The following is an 18,791-nucleotide window of genomic DNA, read 5'->3' as shown; positions in this document are numbered from 1 at the left end:
AAACAGGGCCTCACGGCCCTGCTTATATCATTTTTTATTTTAGTACCCACATAACGCCATTGATGTCATCGTTACCGCCATACTGGCTGGCCAATGCATCCTGGTAGTTTTTACTATTTGATGTACGCTCTACTGACGGGTATTTAAAGCGGGTGGCTATACGGCTACCATTACCTGTGCCCGGGCCTGTAGTAAATACCGGAACACCTGTACGGCGATAGGTAAAGTACGACTCTAAGCCCGAATGCCTGAACAAAGCGATATACTTTTGCTCGAGTATATGGGTTATACCCGTAGCATCAGCAGTGTACTTTACACCGGCCTGATTGTAATAGGTATTAAAGTTGGCGGTAACACTATAGTCGTCATAATTGGCAGCATTTTTAACATCGGTTGAACCGGGGCGGTAAAAGTGAGCTAAGAAGATGCCTGTTTCAGGGATACCATATGAAGCCATAGATGCTTTGATACCTGCCTGGTAATAGGTTTCCGCATTAGCGCCGGGAGCCCAACCGCGACTTATACCTTCCGCTATATTAAACATTAACTCTGGGTAGCCAATTTGTACACTTGGCTCGCCGGTGTAAGTTGAGTAAAAGTATCTCCGATTAATGAACGAGTATTTTTGCAAACCTGCATTATTGTACATCACACCCAGATCAAGCCCCGCATCGGCACCAACAAATGATGCAAAATCAGTGGGGCTTTGTTTAGCGTTGTCAACCAGGTCGCGGGCTGGCTCTGCAGTTACAAATACACGTGGGTCTTTTAACCTGGTTAACAGGCTAATGTAAGTTGCCGATGTATTTTTACGTGAACCACTTTGCCCAAAATTATTGGGGTTTTGCGGATAATAGTTATTTGGCGATACAAACACATACTGCAGGTTATCAGCAGTTCCTGTCATTAATGGGTATTTGGCCGGCGTATTAATAATTCTTGCAAAACGAGTTGCAACTTTCAGGTCCGGGTCTGCTGTTTTTTTGCTTAACTGTACCAACAGGCGTATCTGTAAAGCGTTAACCGCTTTTTGCCATTTGGTAAGATCGTTATTAAAGTAAATGTCATTACTTAAAACAGCACCGGCGCCTGTACCAAAGTCATTTGGTTTTTTAATTAACTGGTCAAGGTCATCGTTAGCGCTGTCTAACCATTCTAACGATTGTAGCATCACCGCTTTTTGGGTGTCATATTTTGGCTCCAGGTTGTCCAGGCCTTTCAAAGCTTCGGTCATTGGGATATCGCCCATTTCCAAACTCATTTTGCTAAAAAAGTATGCCTTGAAAAACTTACCCAAAGCTTCGTACGGGTTAATAGCAGCGCCACCGGTTGCAGCGGCTTGTTTCTCCATAAGCAGAACGTTTTTTAACGTGGTGTAATAATCGTCGCCGCTGCCCAGATCATAACGGTTGTTCCCGTAATAATCATAGTTATAAAGGTAGTACTGGCTGTAAATCTCCTTTTGGCTTTCAGGCAGATCTGCCATATTGTTTAGTATACCGTTAAATAATAACGACGCAGGTACATTAACAGGTTTATTGTTGTTTACCGAGAGTTCGTCAAAACTCTTTTTACAGCCCGTTACCGACAGTAGCATAACTACCGGCAATACATATATTTTAAATATCTTTTTCATGATTAATGTGCTTATCAAATGTTAGAATGATACGTTTAAGTTAAGGCCATAGCTACGTACGGTTGGCGATTGCAAACCTGTTGAAGCGGTAGCGTAGTTATATTGGTCAAGGTCAACATCCTTAAAGCGTTTATCCTTGTAGAAATACAGCAGGTTACGGCCATAAACAGAAACCGAAGCCTTCTGGATAAATGTTTTTTGAAGCATTGTTTTAGGGAACTCGAAACCAAACGTTACCTCGCGAAGCTTGGTAAAAGTTTTGCTCATCAGGTTGGCTTCATCAACGTTGTAGTATTTACTTACGTAATCCTGCACAAAGGCAACCTGTGTATTTGGCGCATATTTTAACTGGTTGTAGTTTAATACAGCACCGGTGTTTGAATCGTAGTTGATGGCGGTATTGTTAGATACAATTACACCTTCGCCAACGTATGAACCATTGTAACCGGTTTTACCAAAGTTAGACCAGTCTTTGAAGCGGGCTGCACCAAGTGCACCTTCAGCAGTTTCGGCGTTAGCGCCACCTCGCATGGTTTTGTTGTGCATATAATCAACAATAACACCACCAACAGAACCATCTAACTGCACACCCAGGCTAAAGCTTTTATACTGAAATTTGTTGTAGATGCTCCAGCTGTACTTAGCGGTTTCGTTACCTAAAAATTGTAATACAGGGTTAGTTAACGGTTTACCGGCAGCATCATTTATTATTTTGCCATCAGGTGTCCTTACGAAAGCTGTGCCGTATAATTTGTCGGTACGGTCACCTGCTTTAAAGAAAGTAGCATAAACATCCTGATCTGCAGGTAACTCTTTATAAATTTCTTTGTAGGTTGAAATATTCACTAATATATTCCAGCTAAAGCCCTTTGGGTTTTGCAGTATAGCGCCGCTTAACGAACCTTCATAACCAGTCTTTTTGGTTTTAAGGGCGTTGATATATTCAACTGTGTAACCTGTTGCGGTTGATATGGCGTTAGGTAATATCCTTGGCCCATCAATATATTGGAAAGCCGTACCGCTAAACCCTATACGGTTTTGCAGGAACTTGATATCAAAGCCTTCCTCATAATTTACACGGGTCGATGTTTTGATACCGTTTTGGTATAAATAATCTGAAGCGTAACCTGCTGCCTGGCTGTTGTAGGGTTTACTGGTGTTGTAAGTGGAATTTAGTGAGTAATCAGGGCCATTATATGGTGATGCATAGGTTGTACCGTAACCTAACGGATTATTAAACAATGACGGGCCGGTACCACCACCAAATACGGTGATTGAGCTGAACGGAGCAGGGCCAATTGTTGTAGAGGTGGCATCTGAACGAATGTTGGAAAATGACGCTCTGCCTTTTAAGAAAGTAATAAAGCTTGGGAGAGTTACATAATCAGATATTACGGTAGCTACAGATAAGCTTGGATAGTAATAAGTGGTAGGCACCTGAAACGCAGATGATTTATCGATACGGCCGGTACTTGACAGGGTAAAGAACTTACCAAAAGTTGCATCCAATGAATAGTATGCGCTTAACACCCGCATATCCGAATTAAAGCTGGTGGACTGCACCGCATTTTTAGAGTTGCTGAACGAATACACTTCAGGCACGCTCAAATAATCGGTAGATGTCCAGTTTGATTTGTACGACAGGTTACGCATGTTACCCCCCACCAAACCAGATAAGTTCAGGAATTTTTTGATAGTATAATCGTAGTTCAACATCAGCTCGGTGTTGTTGTCAAACAGGTCGCGCCTGTCTTCGCGATAGTCACCTTCATTACCTTCACGGCCATACGGGTGGGCCGAGAAAGGCATCTTTTCGGTACGCAGGATATTATAGGTATCAATCTGCGAACGCAACGTAGCGTTTAAATTATTATTGATCTTGAAGTTTGCTGATAGGTAACCATACACATCATTTTTGTAATGGCCGCGTGTCCACTCTTTAACCATAAACCATGGGTTGTGATAGCGGGTGTATTCGGCAAATTGCGATTGGATACCTTCTTTACCCGGCTGCCATATCGCTTTAATATCGGGTGCATTAACATCCCAATCTGCACCTGTCCAGATAGCTAAGTTGTATATTAAGCTGTTTGGGCCGTACTGCACATCGGGGAAGTTATCAGTAGTTTGGCGGTTAAAGTTTACGTTACCTTCAAATTTCCAACGTGGGTTTGGATTAAATGAAGCGTAGATGTTTGCATTGGCTATGTCCAGATATTGTTCTGGTATGTAGCTGTTCTGGTGTTGCTGCGAAGCAGAAAAACGTACATTATACGTATCGCCATTAGCGCTTAAAGCGACGTTATTGTTGGTTTGATAACCTGTACGTAAAAAATTGTTCAGATTATTGGCGCCACGTGCGGTATAAGGTGTTGCCTGACGAACGCCGTCAATAACAGGGCTATCATATTGTTTTATAAGCTGGCCGTTAAAGTATGGGCCCCAAATGTCATAATCAGCATCCACACCACCTTTTGCACCACCTTTACCATCAACAAACTCGTAGAAGGTGTTTTCGCCCGCACCGTATTTGTGCTGCACACGCGGGAATGCTAAAAAGCCTGTATTAACCACAGTACTGCTGTTTATATCAACCGTTAGGCCTTTTTTGTTTTTGTTGCCTTTCTTAGTGGTGATCAATATCGCACCATAAGATGCGCGGTTACCATATAACGCCGCCGCTGCAGGGCCTTTCAATACAGTATATGTCTCAATATCATCCGGGCTAATGTTATAAGTATCGGTGTTGATAGGAAAACCATCTACTACGTATAAAGAGATACTGTTACCACGTATCGCTACGTTTGGTGCACCAAGCAGCTCGGCCGATGGGCCTACTGATAAACCCGCCACTTTACCAATTAAACCCGTAATAGGGTTTGGGTCGCGGGCAAGGGTAAGGTCTTCGCCTCTTACGGTTGATACCGCGTAACCAACACGGCGGGTTTCTTTTTTAACCCCCAACGCTGTTACAACAACCTCGTTAAGGGTTTTATTATCACCGGTAAGGTTTACTATAATGGTGTTACCTGTACCAATAGTAGCTTCCTGCTGGGCGAACCCTAAAAATTTAAATACCAATACCCGGCCCGGGCTTGCGGTAATAATAAAACGACCGTAAGCATCAGTAGTTGTGCCCTGGTTTGTTCCTTTTAACATTACGCTAACGCCCGGTAAAGGCTGTTTGGTTTCGTCGTTTACGGTACCGGTTATTTTTGTTTGGGCAAACAAAATAATCGGCGACAGGCAGCACACCAGGATAAGTGCGAACCTTTGTAAAATGGGGTAAAGTTGTTTCATTGCTGCTAAATAATTTGTGAGAGATTATTTGGCAATACTAAACTTTGTTTATTATTCGTAAACTAAGTTTAGATTAAGTAAACTTTAAACCTTTATTGATTTAAAATTAAGCAGCAACCTAATTGTAACAAAACAGATACATGCTCATAAAAAGAATTTAACATGCCCATTAAAAAACAGCTATAAATTACCCGAAAGGTGTTTAATAGCTATCTCTTTTAAATATGCTATATTGTTAACAGGCATGTTTTGAAATTTAGCGGCGTCGTCCCAGTAACGCATTCTAATTATCAGATCGGCATCGGGGTTTTGTTCAAATTCGGCAGCTTCTGCTCCACTCATCACCCCGCCCTGAAAGTTCAAGGTTGCACGGCTGGCCGGCGATAACTTTTCAAAATACTCGGGGTGTTTGTAGGTAAGGTAGCGTTTGGCAATAACATGGCCATTAACCAACTTAGCCAAACGTGGCGAAAAACCCCGGTCTAACAAATAATCGGCACCAAGTTTTTCATGATCTATATTACCCATTCCATCCATACTCCCAACTTCGGCGCTGGCAGCACACAAGTGGCCTATATCATGGAAAAAAGCGGCCAACACTACTTCGTCATCATACCCCTCGGCCCGGGCAAGCATGGCCGCCTGCGACATATGCTCGAGTTGAGATACCGGCTCGCCGATATAATCTTCGTCGCCATGTTGTTCATACAAAGCAAACACTTCGTTCACAATTTCTTCGGGAGTAGACGCAAGTGGGGTCATTATACATTGTTTATAGCAAATAAAGCAGCCTAATATTATTCTAAGATTAAATTAGCATCATATAATTTGCAAGATGTTAAATAAGCTAAAATGCCTTGCCATGTTTAAATTTATTATCTACTTTAACCGCCATTCAACAAATGTTAAATACAAATGGAAGATGATGTACTGATCCAGATCAGTAACCGGATTAAAGAGAAACGCCGCGAAAAAAATATAACCGTACAGGAACTGGCCTCACGTGCAAACGTAAGTAAGGGGCTTATTTCTCAAATAGAAAATAGCCGTACTGTACCCTCCCTCATTGTTTTAATTGATATTATTAAGGCATTAGAGATAGATCTGAACGTGTTTTTCAAAGATATAGACGCCGGCAAAAAATTTCCGCTTATTATACGCAGACAGGCCGAGTACCATCATTTTGAAAAAGAGCACGCAGAGGGTTTTCATTACCATCGCATTTTTACCCAGTCTATAAAACACTCTACAGTTGACATTGTAATACTGGAGCTGGAACCCGACGCAAACCGGCCGAAAGTTGAAACTGAGGCCTATGAGTATAAATATATTTTAAACGGAACTATAGAGTACGAATTTGATGATACTACGTATACGCTAAATCAAGGAGACTCTATGCTTTTTGATGGACGAATACCACACACGCCAAAAAATATCGGGAATGAAATGGCACGTATGCTGGTTATTTATTTCTTTGAAGCCCCTAACTAAACTTAAACATATCTTAACACTACGTTAGTTTATAATTAATAAACAAAGTTTACTATTGCTAAACTGAAATATTTAGCAATGTCTATTAAACTTGTTGTGTTTGATATGGCCGGCACCACGGTCAAAGATGAAAATAAAGTAGCTGACACGTTTAGCACAGCGATGAAAAAATACGGTTACCACGTAACTGTAGCAGATGTTAACCCTTTAATGGGATACGAAAAAAGTATCGCCATTACCAAAATGTTACATCAACACGAGCCTGATGTAACTAAAATAACCCCACAGCTTATACACCAGATCCACCAGGAATTTATAGACCTGATGATCCGATATTATCAAACTGCACCAGTTTTAGAAGCCCTGCCCAATGCCGAAGCCACCCTGGCTGCATTAAAATATTCGGGTATTAAAATTGGCATCAATACAGGTTTTTCTAAAGACATAGCACAAACAATTATACAGCGTTTACAGTGGTGCGAAAAAGGACTGATAGACTATCTGATAGGATCTGACGAGGTGGACGAGGGTCGCCCCGCTCCCTCCATGATCAACCAGTTAATGAAACTCGCGGATATAACAGACCCGCAGCAGGTAGCCAAGGTTGGCGATACCGAAGTAGATATCCGCGAGGGCCAAAACGCCGGCTGTAAATATGTAATAGCAGTAACCACAGGGGCTTTCACCCGCGCCGAGCTGGAGCCCTACAACCCTACCCATATCATTGATGATATAGCTGATGTTATAAACATCATTAACTAACCTGCCATGGCTTTAACCCACCAACTGAAGGCACAGGTAGCTAAATGGCCTTACGCGCTTATTTCTGTGTTGGCTGCCCTATCGGCCTTTGGGGCTTACACATCTATGTATGCTTTTCGTAAAGCATTTGCAGCGGGCACTTATCCGGGCCAGCAATACTTACATGTAGATTATAAGGTATGGCTGGTTATTGCGCAAATAGTGGGTTATACGCTAAGTAAATTTTACGGCATCCGTTTTATAGCCGAGGTTAAAGGAAAAAAACGTGGTTTAACTATCCTTGTTCTGGTAGGGATATCATGGCTGGCATTATTAGGTTTTGCTATTGTGCCCGCGCCTTATAATATCGTTTTCCTATTTGTGAACGGCTTCCCGCTTGGGTTAATATGGGGTTTGGTATTTGGTTACCTGGAAGGCCGTCGCTCTACTGAGTTTATGGCCGCTGTACTCTCTATCAGCCTGATATTTGGTTCGGGATTTGTGAAAACCATTGGGCAAACACTGATACATGTATACCATGTTAGCGAATATAATATGCCGTTTTTAACGGGCGTTTTGTTCGCCATCCCCCTCATGCTTTTTGTGCTGATGCTGGAGCTGATGCCCCCGCAAACAATCGAAGATAAATTATTACGCACCGAGCGCCTACCCATGAACGCTGATGAGCGTAAACACTTTATCATCCGCTTTTTACCGGGCATTGTCCTTACGCTTATCATTTACGTACTGCTAACCATAATGCGCGATATCCGCGATAATTTTGAGGTAGAGATCTGGAACAGCCTGGGTATTAAAGACCGCACAATTTACACCAAAATAGATACTCAAATATCCATCATAGTTTTGGTTGCCATGAGTTTGCTTATCCTCATTCGCAAAAACCTTAAAGCGTTTAGCGTTATACATATAATGATCATTGGCGGTTGTGTATTGGTTGGGGCATCAACAGTTATGTTTTCGCTAAAAATGATAAGCCCGGTTAGTTGGATGACAATGGCCGGCCTTGGCCTTTACCTGGGTTACGTACCTTACAACGCTATATTTTTTGAGCGGATGATAGCCACCTTCCATTACAAAGGCAACGTAGGTTTTGTAATGTATGTGGCCGACTCTATGGGTTATCTGGGCAGCGTGAGTATATTACTGATAAAAGAACTGGGCAGGCCCAATATTAGCTGGGATGCATTTTTTAAAGAAGGTGTAATGATCGTAGCTATCGTAGGCGGAATTTGCGGCATTCTGTCGTTGATATATTTTTTACAATCGGCACGCAAAAAAACTGTTAAAGAAAGCGAATTAAAATTTTCTACCATATGAGGAAACCATCAGCCATTGTAATTGGTGCAGGCATTGTTGGGCTGGCAACGGCCCGGGCCCTGGCAATCCGTGGCTACAGCGTAAGCGTATTTGAGCGTAACGAGCGTGCTGTTGGCGCATCTATTCGCAATTTTGGGATGGTTTGGCCTATAGGGCAGCCAACCGGGCCACTATTTGAGCGCGCCATGCTATCGCGCAGCATATGGAAACAAATCTGTGCCGAAGCCGGGATCTGGCATGATGAGGTTGGCTCACTGCATTTGGCTTACCATAATGATGAGTTGGAAGTAATAGAACAGTACGCTGATATTAGTAAAAACAACCGCGATTGTGCCTTGCTAACTCCGCAACAAGCCCTCGAAAGATCAGCGGGTGTAAATCCGGACGGACTTAAAGGCGCATTGTGGAGCGGCACCGAAATGATTGTTGAAGCGCGTGCGGCGATTGCTGCTGTAGCAAAATATTTAGCAGAAAAACACGGAGTAACTTTTTACTGGAATACAGCCATTAGCCATGTTACCACGTCTACCGTAACATCTGGCAGCAAACAATTCCATGCCGACAGGATATTTATTTGCAGTGGTGCAGAGTTTGAAACCCTTTATCCGGAACTGTTCACCTCTTTTGAGATCACCAAATGTAAATTGCAGATGATGCGCCTGGCCGCGCAACCCAATAACTGGCGCATTGGCCCCGCGCTTTGCGGTAGTTTAAGCATGATCCATTACCCGGGCTTTCAAACGGCACTTGCCCTACCTGCCCTTCGCAAACGCTACGAAGAAGAATATGCTGAATATTTAAAATGGGGAATCCATGTAATGGCGGCGCAGAACCATACCGGCGAAATTACCGTTGGCGATTCGCACGAATACGGCCTGGTGCATGATCCTTTCGATAAAGATTTCATCAACCAAATGATCTTAAAATACCTGCAAACTTTCTCCAGTTTTAAGGATACCCGCGTAATACAAACCTGGAATGGCACCTACGCCAAAATGACTACCGGCCAAACCGAATTGATTGTAGATGCAGAACCCGGTGTAACCATTATAAATGGCCTTGGCGGTAATGGAATGACATTATCATTCGGCCTTTGCGAGCAAATAATTGCAGCGCGATTTTAACCACCGCGCTGCAATACATAATTACTTTTTAGTTTCGGGCACAATCCACCTGCTAAGCGTGTTAAACTCATTTTCGGCAACAACCTTATAAAACGTTGATGGCATATCTTTAACCGATATAAGCGCGTGTTCGATATCGGCAGGGTGTTCGCGCGTCAAAGAATTTTAGCACCTCACTTCCCCCGTTGATCTAAGTTAAGTGCAATCCCCCATTGCGTAAAAGGCAGTTCCCGGTGCCGGCAAACCAAAAGTACTATCCCTTGTTCTGTTTAAGCGATGAAAAAGAAAGATCAATTGAACTATTTCAGACATGAGTGGGCCAAACTCAAAACTGATTTAAAGACGTTTGACAAAAAAGGTAAACAAGAGGCGTTGCACCATTTCCGCGTGCAGGTAAAAAGGCTACGGGCATTCCTGGTGCTGGCAGACAGTGGAGAAAATGGTCACAATCTGGAAAAACAACTAAAACCCGTGCGCAAAATCTTTAAAGCTGCCGGCGTAATCAGGAATGCCTATATCACACATGAGCTAAGTAAAGAATATCAGCAAGAGCCTACGGCCTTTATGCGCGGGCAGTACCGATTAATGAAAGAGTCGACAGCCCAATTCCAGTCCGCATCCACTAAACACCTGGCCAGAATACGTAACACGAGAAGGAGACTTAAAAAAGCGATCCCACAGTTCAGCAATGTCCACCTATCAATGTATTATCGGCAGCAGTTGGAAAAGATCGCGCTTTGCCTTCAATCGCAACGCCCAGAGGCTTCACTGCATGATTGCCGCAAGCAAATCAAAATGCTCATCTACAATTACTCGATGGTTAAACCCGTGCTCAATCTTGCCGTTAACGAAGATTATCTTGAACAGGTGCAGACCGCTATAGGAGATTGGCACGACAAGCAGGTAGCAATCGAACTCTTCTCAAATGAGGAAGAAGGTTCTGCCTCGGTGGTCGAATCTATAAAAAAAGAGCTAAAGCAGCTGAAAAGAAAGATCAGCGGCTTGATCAAAGATTTTTATAACCGGGCAACTACAGTGGTGGATCTGCCGCTGGGCCAGATCGATTAAATCGTGGGCATTAGAATTTGAACAGAAATTCCCGTTTGATTTATTTCTTCCTTCTATACAATTGCCTGCCGCGCCATACCCCGACATCAGGCATCGCCATAAAGTGTTTTCCACAAAGGCCGTAATTTTAAATGATCCTTGTAATATTGCAAAAGAGATGAGTGAGTTGAACCCGGCCATACAACTGGCCTATGATTATTTAGAATCCACTAATACTGTAGTTTTCCTGACCGGTAAAGCAGGTACCGGTAAAACTACGTTTTTACAAAAGATCCGGCAGGAAAGTAAAAAGAAACTCGCGGTAATTGCACCTACCGGTGTAGCAGCGATCAATGCGGGAGGCATGACCATCCATTCCTTTTTTCAGCTACCTTTCGGGCCTATCATCCCGGCAGGTACCGACCGTCCTGAGGTTCATTACAGCCAGGAAAAGAAAGAGCTGCTGGCTACTTTAGAATTATTGATCATTGACGAGATCAGTATGGTGAGGCCCGATGTGATGGACCAGATCGATTTGATTTTACGGAATATTAAGGGTACTGACTATCCCTTTGGAGGTGTGCAACTATTGCTCATTGGCGATCTTTCCCAACTCAGCCCTATCATCCGTGAGGAGGAATGGGGTGTTCTACGCCCCTATTATACCACACCCTATTTCTTCAGCAGCCTGGTAATGCAAAAGGCGCCCTATGTACGTATCGAACTTGACCACGTGTTCCGGCAAAAGGAACAGGCTTTCGTTGATATTCTGAACGAAGTACGCAACCAAACCATCAGCGCACCCAGCCTTGAAATTTTAAATGCAAGGTATGTGCCCGCCTTCAGACCTGATAACAACGACCCTTATATAACGCTTACTACCCATAATAACATCGCGCAACAAATAAATACCGAATGGCTGGAAGCACTACCGGGGCAAGAACAGGAGTTTACAGCAACCATCCGCGGGGAATTCCCTAAGGATGCTTACCCAACCGAAACCAGCCTCAAGCTAAAGGTTGGCGCGCAGGTTATGTTCGTTAAAAATGATAGTTCTGCAGAAAAATTGTTTTATAACGGCAAGATAGGCACCATCACCCGTATGGAGGCTCAAACCGTGTATGTGCAATGCGACCGGGAAGACAAAGAACTTATTGTTGAAGCCCTGGAATGGAGTAACGTGAAGTACCAACTGGAGGGCGAAGCGATAAATGAAACCAACGCCGGAAGCTTTGCGCAGATACCTTTAAAACTGGCCTGGGCCATCACTATCCATAAAAGCCAGGGCTTAAGTTTTGATAAGGCTATCATTGACGTTTCGGAGTCATTTGCCCACGGGCAGGCATATGTAGCACTCAGCCGCTGCCGTAGCTTGTCAGGGATGGTATTGCGCAATCCCATCGCCTCCCACAACATCATCGGTGACCCGGCTGTTGCACGTTTTAACGAACAGGCCAAAGCTATACAACCCAATGCCAAAAGCCTGGAACGTGACCGGCAACTATACCAGCAGTTCCTGATGACTGAACTTTTTAACTTTACACCAATGCAGGTAAAACTGGCAGGTTTTGACACAATCCTGCCTGACCTGAAAAAAGATATTTTGGACGTGGCTGCAAAATTCAGGAAACAGTTGAACCCTGAACGCAGCCAACAAGCCGCCACTTATTTCTTGGAAAAACTCAAAACAACCACTGAAACCCTGCACCTGCAATTACCTTTGTTGATCAATCAATCTAAAGATAAAGCTGCTAAAGCAGATCAGCTCATCATTTGGCTAATGAATCGTATCAGCCTGCTGGAACATTTTGCAGTTAATCCCTTTACTACGACCGCTTATATAGCGCTCAGCAAAAATAAGTTGAACAGTTATAACCGTTCATATCTAAAAGCCTTGAATGCTATTCCAAACGAAAAGCTGTATGAGCAGTTACTTGGTTGGCGTGAAGAGACGGCTGCCAAAGAGAAGGTTATGCCGGGCATGGTACTTTCGGAAAGAGCGGCAGCTATTATTGCGGAAAAACTACCGGCTACCTTAAAAGCACTGGGAGCCATCAAAGGCGTGGGCCAGCATAAAGCCGGGCAATACGGCGCCGGACTTATTGGACTGATACGCGCTTATCAACAAGATATTAATGGATCGGGAACTGAACAAGCTAGTCTATTTTAAATTCCTTTTTCCTGCGATAACAGGAAAGAGAGATGATATTATACCTAATTCATATTAATCCTTATCTCTATTTGTAATTAGTCTTAATAAGATTACCTTTGCCGCAGATTTAACCTTTACGTCATTTATGCGCAATTCTTTACTGCAAGCCGATTCTGAGAGCATCTATAATCCATTAAAATCCTTACTGATATTTATATTATTTTTAACGATCCTGTCTCCTGCTACCTCATTTGGGCAAAATAAAGATTCAAAGGCCGCACTAACAGGCACAGTAAATGATGCAGAAGGCCAACCGCTGAAGTACGCCACCGTTACGGTTAATGGCAGCAAAAGCAGCCCTACAGACGAACAGGGTAAATTTTTGATCAAGGGGCTGCCTACCGGTACCCAGCGTATTAGCGTTAGCCTGGTAGGTTATCAAACCGTGGTAAAAGAGTTGGAGCTTATTGCCGATAGTACTATCCAGGTTTCTTTTGTATTACCGGCAGGAAATGCACTTTCGGAAGTCGTTGTTACGGCCGGGAGAAAACCGGAAAGTCTGAAAGATGTTCCGTCTTCGGTTACGATCCTGAATGCGCGCGCTATCAAAGAACAATTAAATGTTAACCCTTCTATTGCCGCCATCCTTGGAAACACTATTCCGGGATTAGGAACCTCCAATAATAAGGCGACCAACGCAGGCCAAACATTGCGCGGACGCCAGGTATTGGTACTTATCGATGGCATCCCGCAGTCTACACCGCTTATGAACGGGAGCCGAGACATCCGTACACTTGATCCAGCAGTTATTGAGCGCGTTGAAGTTATTAAGGGGGCAACCTCCATTTACGGTAACGGTTCTGCAGGTGGTATCATCAACTTTATCACAAAAAAACCTGTTGCAGATAAAACGTTCAGTGGCACAACCAGCGTTGGGTTAAATGGAAACCTGGTTCATCCTTCAAATACATTAGGATACCGGTTTTCGCAAACTTTTTCAGGAACGATAAACAAATTTTCTTACGTAGTTAGCGGTACTTATAATTACACCGGGGTACTAAAAGATGCCAAAGGAAACGTGAATGCCCAGGCTGATGGGCTTGGCGAAAACTCATTGTACAATACCTTTGTAAAACTGGCCTATAAGCCAAATGAACATAGCGAGATAGTAGCTTCATATAATTTATTCAGAAGTGTGCAGAACACCGATTATATTAATGTAACCGGCAAATATGGGGTAACGCCTTCTGTTGGTCAAAAAGGCGAAGATCCGGGAGAGGCTGCGGGTACACCTTATAACCACAACGTATTGCTTTCTTATCATAACAGCGCCTTGCCTTTATCCAGTTCTCTCGATGTTTCGGCCTATTACAATGGTTTTATTTCTATGAACCGGTATGTGGCGCAGGGCACAGCCTGGTATGGCCCGGGACAAACAAAGATCCAGTCCTTCAAAAAAGGTGTTCGCCTAACGCTGAACACGCCATGGAAAATGGGCGACTTTGGTGACGGAGAACTAACTTATGGGCTTGACCTGCTGAATGACCGTACCAACCAGATCTTGACAGATGGCAGGGTATATATCCCGAACATGAATATGCTTAATGTGGCGCCGTACGCGCAAATGAAGCTTGACCTGATGACCAATTTTGTTTTAAAGGCTGGTATCCGCTACGAAAACGCTAATGTTAAAGTACAAGATTTTAACACTATTGCGAAGGGGCCAAATGGCGAAGGCAGTGTTGCGGTAACAGGTGGTAAGATACCTTACAAGTCTACCACCTTTAATGCCGGTTTACGTTATAACAAATATGATATTTTTAACCCATTTGTGAGCTTTTCGCAGGGGTTTGCCATTAACGAATTAGGCCGTATACTGCGAAGTGCTAAGAGCGGGACGCTGGAAAGCATTGCAACCGACCCGATCATCACCAATAACTATGAGGCTGGTTTTAGCAGCAGGCTGGGTATTGTAAACTTAACGGCTTCTTATTATATCAGTACCTCCAAATTGGGCGCTAACCTGGTTGACGAAGGTGGTTTCCTGGTAGCTCAGCGCGAACCGGAAAGAATTCATGGCTACGAGATCGCTGCTGATATATATTTCAGCAAGCAATGGACGTTGGGCGGAAGTTATTCCTTTGTGGAAGGCAAATCTGAACAGGCAACCGGCACCAGGGTTTATATGAATGGACTGCGCATTGCGCCCCCAAAAGCAACCGCTTACCTGGGTTATCGGCCTTTGAGCTCGCTTGATGTGAAGTTGTTCTGGGTATACACTGGCAGCCGCGACCGTTTTGATGTTCGCTCTACCGGCTTATATGCCAACAGCGAGGGCCCTGTTAAACCGGTGAGCCTTTTCAACCTATCGGCAGGTTACCGGTTTAACACCAAATGGTCGGCTGGCCTGGGTGTAGAGAACTTGCTAAATAATTCGTACTACCCTGTGGTAAGCCAATATCGTGCAATTGATGCCGAGTATGTACGTGGCAACGGTGCAACCATGAGCTTAAACCTTTCCTATAACTTTTAACTATGGCCAGGAAGATATTTTTCTGGCTGCATAAATGGCTGGGTCTTACTACAGGCTTGGTGGTTTTGATCGTCAGTCTGACGGGTTGCATCAATGTTTTCTCGGATGAGCTGAAGGAGTACTTTTATCATGACCGGTTCTATGTCGAATCAGGCGCGAGCTCTCAATTCAAGAATTTTAGCATGCTCCGCGATGAGGCACAGAAAGCTCTTGGACCAAAAATTAAGATCTCCCGTTGTGAGATCTATCCAGCTAAAGGACGCACCTGGATATTCCGGGCATCACTAACCAACAAAAAAGGCATAGGCTACTGGAACTACAACAAATATTATTACAGAGTATATGTAGATCCCTATAAGGGAAAAGTGGTATACGTGGAAGACACGCGCAACGAGTTCTTTCAGCTGGTGCTAAGCCTGCACCGGAACCTCCTATTGGGCGACACTGTAGGCGGCATAGTGACAGGAACTTCTGCCCTATGTTTCTTTGTATTATTGCTGAGCGGCCTTATTCTTTGGTTTCCCAGAAAATGGAAAGCAAAGGCCTTTAAAAAGGCTCTGGTATTGAAGCGTGATGTTGGCCCAAAACGACTGAACTATGACCTGCATAACATATCGGGTTTTTATATTCTTATACCAGCCTTGCTTATCTGTATTACCGGTCTTGTCTTCGCTTTCGACTGGGCCGACAAATCTGTTCAATACGTAGCCTATGGAGGAAAAGCCGAAAAACGGGCCATACCTTTGTCGACACCGAATAAAACTTACGAGCCTGTAGCTACTGATAGCGTGATCACTCTTCTTTTGCACATCCATCCCCAGGCTGATGTATTCTCGATCCGCTTCAGGGAAAAGTATACCGATCCGCTGGATGTTCAGGTACGCCTGGCCAAAAACCGCACGCACTTGTTCCAATGGTATTATTTTGACCGTAACAATGGTAAACTACTGATGAAGTATGGAGACCAGGATGTAAAGGGAGGCGAGAAATTCAGAAGTATGAACTATGATTTGCATACAGGCGCTTATGCCGGTATCCCCACCAAGCTGCTCGCTTTCTTTATCGCGCTCATTTGTGCGGCTATGCCCGTTACCGGCTTTTTCATCTGGTATAACAGAAGAAGCAAGAGGGCAAAAAGAAGCCAAGCCCTCCCTACCCTGATAAAAAATCAAACCGTGTAGGAAAGTCACATCTCTGCTTTCAATTATTTAAACGTAAAAGGCAGATTTGAAAAGAACTTCGTTAAAGCCTTCCCTCACTGCAGGTGCCGCCCAATTGTTATTAGTACGCCAATTTCTTTCGCACCAACAGCAAAACACCTGTTATAGCTAAACCTAACACCGTGTAGCCCAATGCAAGTGATAACTGATCTGTAATGGTAATAACACTCAACAGGCCTGATATAACAACAGAGGTCACCAGGTATGCGCCACCGCTGGTTAAACCGCTTGCAACCCCCGCGTTTAGTGGGAAACGTGTTAAACAATAAGTAAAGAATATATTATACACACAACCGCCAATAATATTAATGGGCACTACAAAAAACAGGAGTAATAATAAACCGGCTTTGTCGGCAGCAAAATTATACATCAGCACTATCAGTACCAATTGGATTAGGTTTGCCAGTATCAACCTTTTAAATAACGTACCTGACTTCATGGTTTTACCTATGATACCTCCAATAAATAACGACAGGCCCGAAAGCAATGCGCAATATCCGGTGATAACAGACGACAGATGAAACTTGTGCTCCACGATAAATGGCGCCGACATAGTAAATATCAAAACCATAGCGAAACAGATGCCCAGTATCACTATGCCCAAACTAAAATCTACCGACAAAACAAGCTTCCGGTAAACTTTAAATATAGATCGTAAATGAAATGGCTGCTTTACCTTTAGCGATTCGCCACTATAGAAAAACTCTAACAAAAACATAACCAGGCCATATACACCTAAAACAACAAAATTATATTGCCAGCCAAAGCTTTTTTGAATATATCCGCCAAAAAAAGGCGCCAGTATGGGCGCTGTTGCCCAAACTATAGATAACATACTAGTGTAATGTCGCTGTTTTTCGCCGGTGTATACATCAACAAAAAAGGCCCGTTTCCCTACAATAATAAAGGCTGTTGCAGTACCCTGCAGTACCCGCATCAAATAAACAAGATGGATATCGGAAGTAAGGATTATGACCACATTGCTTAAAGCTAACACCAGTAATGCGGCAAGATTTATACGGTACCGGCCAAAACTATCTACAATGGAACCAACAAACAGCTGCGAAATCCCATAGCTCAATAAAAAGCATATAATAGTATATTGTATCCCTGCCGAATTAGTATTAAAAGCATTGGCCATGCTTGGGAACGACGGGATATAAATATCCGTAGCCAAACCCGATAACGGTATCAACGCAAATGCCAGTATAGTTGCCCGTTTACGGTTGCTATCGTTAATTTGCTGTGTATTGGGTTCCGTATCTGCAAGCAACCCGTTCTGTGTGGTCATGGTAGTTTTCTCATTCAGTAGTGGACAAAGTTAACCGACCGGGCGGTTTGGTTTTACAATGTGTAGCATTTTTACAAAGCAGCAACAATCTTATATTTATAAATGCTGTTTGGGGAGGTAAAAAAGCTGTATCTAAAAAGATACTGCCTATGGGTGGATAACGGTGAAACGCGCAGATGGCGGATGTTAAGCTTGCTATTAGAGCCGACCGGCTGCCACCATAACAAGCGCTGAAAAAAAAATAATACCAAAACAGGCCAAAAAAGGGGCGTAATTACCAATAAAGTCAAACGGAGTTAAAATGACCCAAGTGATCAAAAGTGCTAAAACAGTAGGGATTAAAGACCTTGCCCAGTATAATCGCCTGCTAAAATCTTCTCTGTTCCAGGCATGCTATACGGTTTATTTTTTAGCTTATCATATAATGGAAAAAGTGCCATTCGCTATCACATCGTATTTAACACTTGTGCCACTGTTTTAGCCATAACGCTGTATTTGTTCACCATAATTGTGGTATCATACCTTCTTATACTGCTACTATCTACGTTCGAACTTGCGGTTATTTTGCTTTACAATTCGGAACCATCCTGCAAATGTTCACCATCATTTTCAACTACGCTTTCGGGCACCCGCACCGAATGGATTTAGGTATGCTGATAAGTAGCTCCCAGCTTGTTAATGTCTTCGTTTAGTCACCAATGCAACAAACAGAGATCAGATACAGCATTGTGGGCGGTTGTTACCAGGTGTTCAGGCCAGTTACTGAGCCGCCAACAGGAAGATTATCATGGCTTTTTTACCCGACCATCCAGTTAGGAACACACGATCCAAAAATTCCGACGGCTGAGCGCAGAAATCATTCCTGCAGACAAACAGGATCAATTGATCCAAATGGTGCGGCTGGATGAGGAGGGTGAT

14 protein-coding genes are annotated in these 18,791 nt (G+C 43.5%); 9 read left to right on the top strand and 5 right to left on the bottom strand.

Annotation, left to right across the window (positions count from 1 at the left end; genetic code table 11):
- Positions 1–34: 34 nt before the first annotated feature.
- The 3 genes from NPE20_RS00565 to NPE20_RS00555 form a co-directional block, all read right to left on the bottom strand.
- Positions 35–1,636 (bottom strand): SusD/RagB family nutrient-binding outer membrane lipoprotein, encoded by a 1,602-nt coding sequence (locus NPE20_RS00565; protein ID WP_256536641.1) that lies wholly within the window; start codon positions 1,634–1,636, stop codon positions 35–37.
- Positions 1,637–1,657: 21 nt separating this feature from the next.
- A complete protein-coding gene (locus NPE20_RS00560; protein WP_256536640.1) occupies positions 1,658–4,936 on the bottom strand; it encodes a SusC/RagA family TonB-linked outer membrane protein in 3,279 nt (1,092 codons plus the stop codon).
- Between the two features lie 180 nt (positions 4,937–5,116).
- Entirely contained in the window at positions 5,117–5,698 is a 582-nt protein-coding gene (locus NPE20_RS00555) for a phosphonate degradation HD-domain oxygenase (protein WP_256536639.1), read from the bottom strand.
- A 153-nt stretch (positions 5,699–5,851) separates the two neighbouring features.
- Here NPE20_RS00555 and NPE20_RS00550 point away from each other — a divergent pair, with 153 nt between their 5' ends.
- The 4 genes from NPE20_RS00550 to NPE20_RS00535 all read left to right on the top strand — a co-directional run bounded on the left by NPE20_RS00550 (position 5,852) and on the right by NPE20_RS00535 (position 9,630).
- Entirely contained in the window at positions 5,852–6,427 is a 576-nt protein-coding gene (locus NPE20_RS00550) for a helix-turn-helix domain-containing protein (protein WP_256536638.1), read from the top strand.
- 78 nt (positions 6,428–6,505) lie between these two features.
- Positions 6,506–7,189, top strand: a complete 684-nt coding sequence (locus NPE20_RS00545; RefSeq protein WP_256536637.1) for an HAD hydrolase-like protein — start codon at positions 6,506–6,508, stop codon at positions 7,187–7,189.
- A gap of 6 nt (positions 7,190–7,195) precedes the next feature.
- Entirely contained in the window at positions 7,196–8,506 is a 1,311-nt protein-coding gene (locus NPE20_RS00540) for a DUF5690 family protein (RefSeq protein ID WP_256536636.1), read from the top strand.
- Positions 8,503–9,630, top strand: coding sequence for a TIGR03364 family FAD-dependent oxidoreductase (locus tag NPE20_RS00535; RefSeq protein ID WP_256536635.1), 1,128 nt, complete (start codon positions 8,503–8,505; stop codon positions 9,628–9,630). Before NPE20_RS00540 ends, NPE20_RS00535 begins: the two co-directional genes overlap by 4 nt.
- 21 nt (positions 9,631–9,651) lie before the next feature.
- On the opposite strand, the gene NPE20_RS00530 is transcribed toward NPE20_RS00535, so the two are convergent.
- Entirely contained in the window at positions 9,652–9,789 is a 138-nt protein-coding gene (locus tag NPE20_RS00530; RefSeq protein ID WP_256536634.1) for a hypothetical protein, read from the bottom strand.
- 117 nt (positions 9,790–9,906) lie between these two features.
- Here NPE20_RS00530 and NPE20_RS00525 point away from each other — a divergent pair, with 117 nt between their 5' ends.
- From NPE20_RS00525 to NPE20_RS00510, 4 genes are all read left to right on the top strand, one after another.
- Positions 9,907–10,698, top strand: a complete 792-nt coding sequence (locus NPE20_RS00525; RefSeq protein ID WP_256536633.1) for a CHAD domain-containing protein — start codon at positions 9,907–9,909, stop codon at positions 10,696–10,698.
- Between the two features lie 157 nt (positions 10,699–10,855).
- Complete coding sequence (locus NPE20_RS00520; protein WP_256536632.1) at positions 10,856–12,847, top strand: HRDC domain-containing protein; 1,992 nt, start codon at positions 10,856–10,858, stop codon at positions 12,845–12,847.
- A 127-nt stretch (positions 12,848–12,974) separates the two neighbouring features.
- Positions 12,975–15,362 (top strand): TonB-dependent receptor, encoded by a 2,388-nt coding sequence (locus NPE20_RS00515; RefSeq protein WP_256536631.1) that lies wholly within the window; start codon positions 12,975–12,977, stop codon positions 15,360–15,362.
- Positions 15,363–15,364: 2 nt separating this feature from the next.
- Positions 15,365–16,543, top strand: a complete 1,179-nt coding sequence (locus tag NPE20_RS00510; RefSeq protein ID WP_256536630.1) for a PepSY-associated TM helix domain-containing protein — start codon at positions 15,365–15,367, stop codon at positions 16,541–16,543.
- Positions 16,544–16,643: 100 nt separating this feature from the next.
- On the opposite strand, the gene NPE20_RS00505 is transcribed toward NPE20_RS00510, so the two are convergent.
- Entirely contained in the window at positions 16,644–17,873 is a 1,230-nt protein-coding gene (locus NPE20_RS00505) for an MFS transporter (RefSeq protein WP_256536629.1), read from the bottom strand.
- A 301-nt stretch (positions 17,874–18,174) separates the two neighbouring features.
- Here NPE20_RS00505 and NPE20_RS00500 point away from each other — a divergent pair, with 301 nt between their 5' ends.
- Positions 18,175–18,354 (top strand): hypothetical protein, encoded by a 180-nt coding sequence (locus NPE20_RS00500; protein ID WP_256536628.1) that lies wholly within the window; start codon positions 18,175–18,177, stop codon positions 18,352–18,354.
- Positions 18,355–18,791 lie beyond the last annotated feature (437 nt).

This window comes from Mucilaginibacter aquariorum (assembly GCF_024498135.1).
Taxonomy (GTDB): Bacteria; Bacteroidota; Bacteroidia; order Sphingobacteriales; family Sphingobacteriaceae; genus Mucilaginibacter; species Mucilaginibacter aquariorum.
This window is presented reverse-complemented; position numbering and strand designations above follow the sequence as displayed.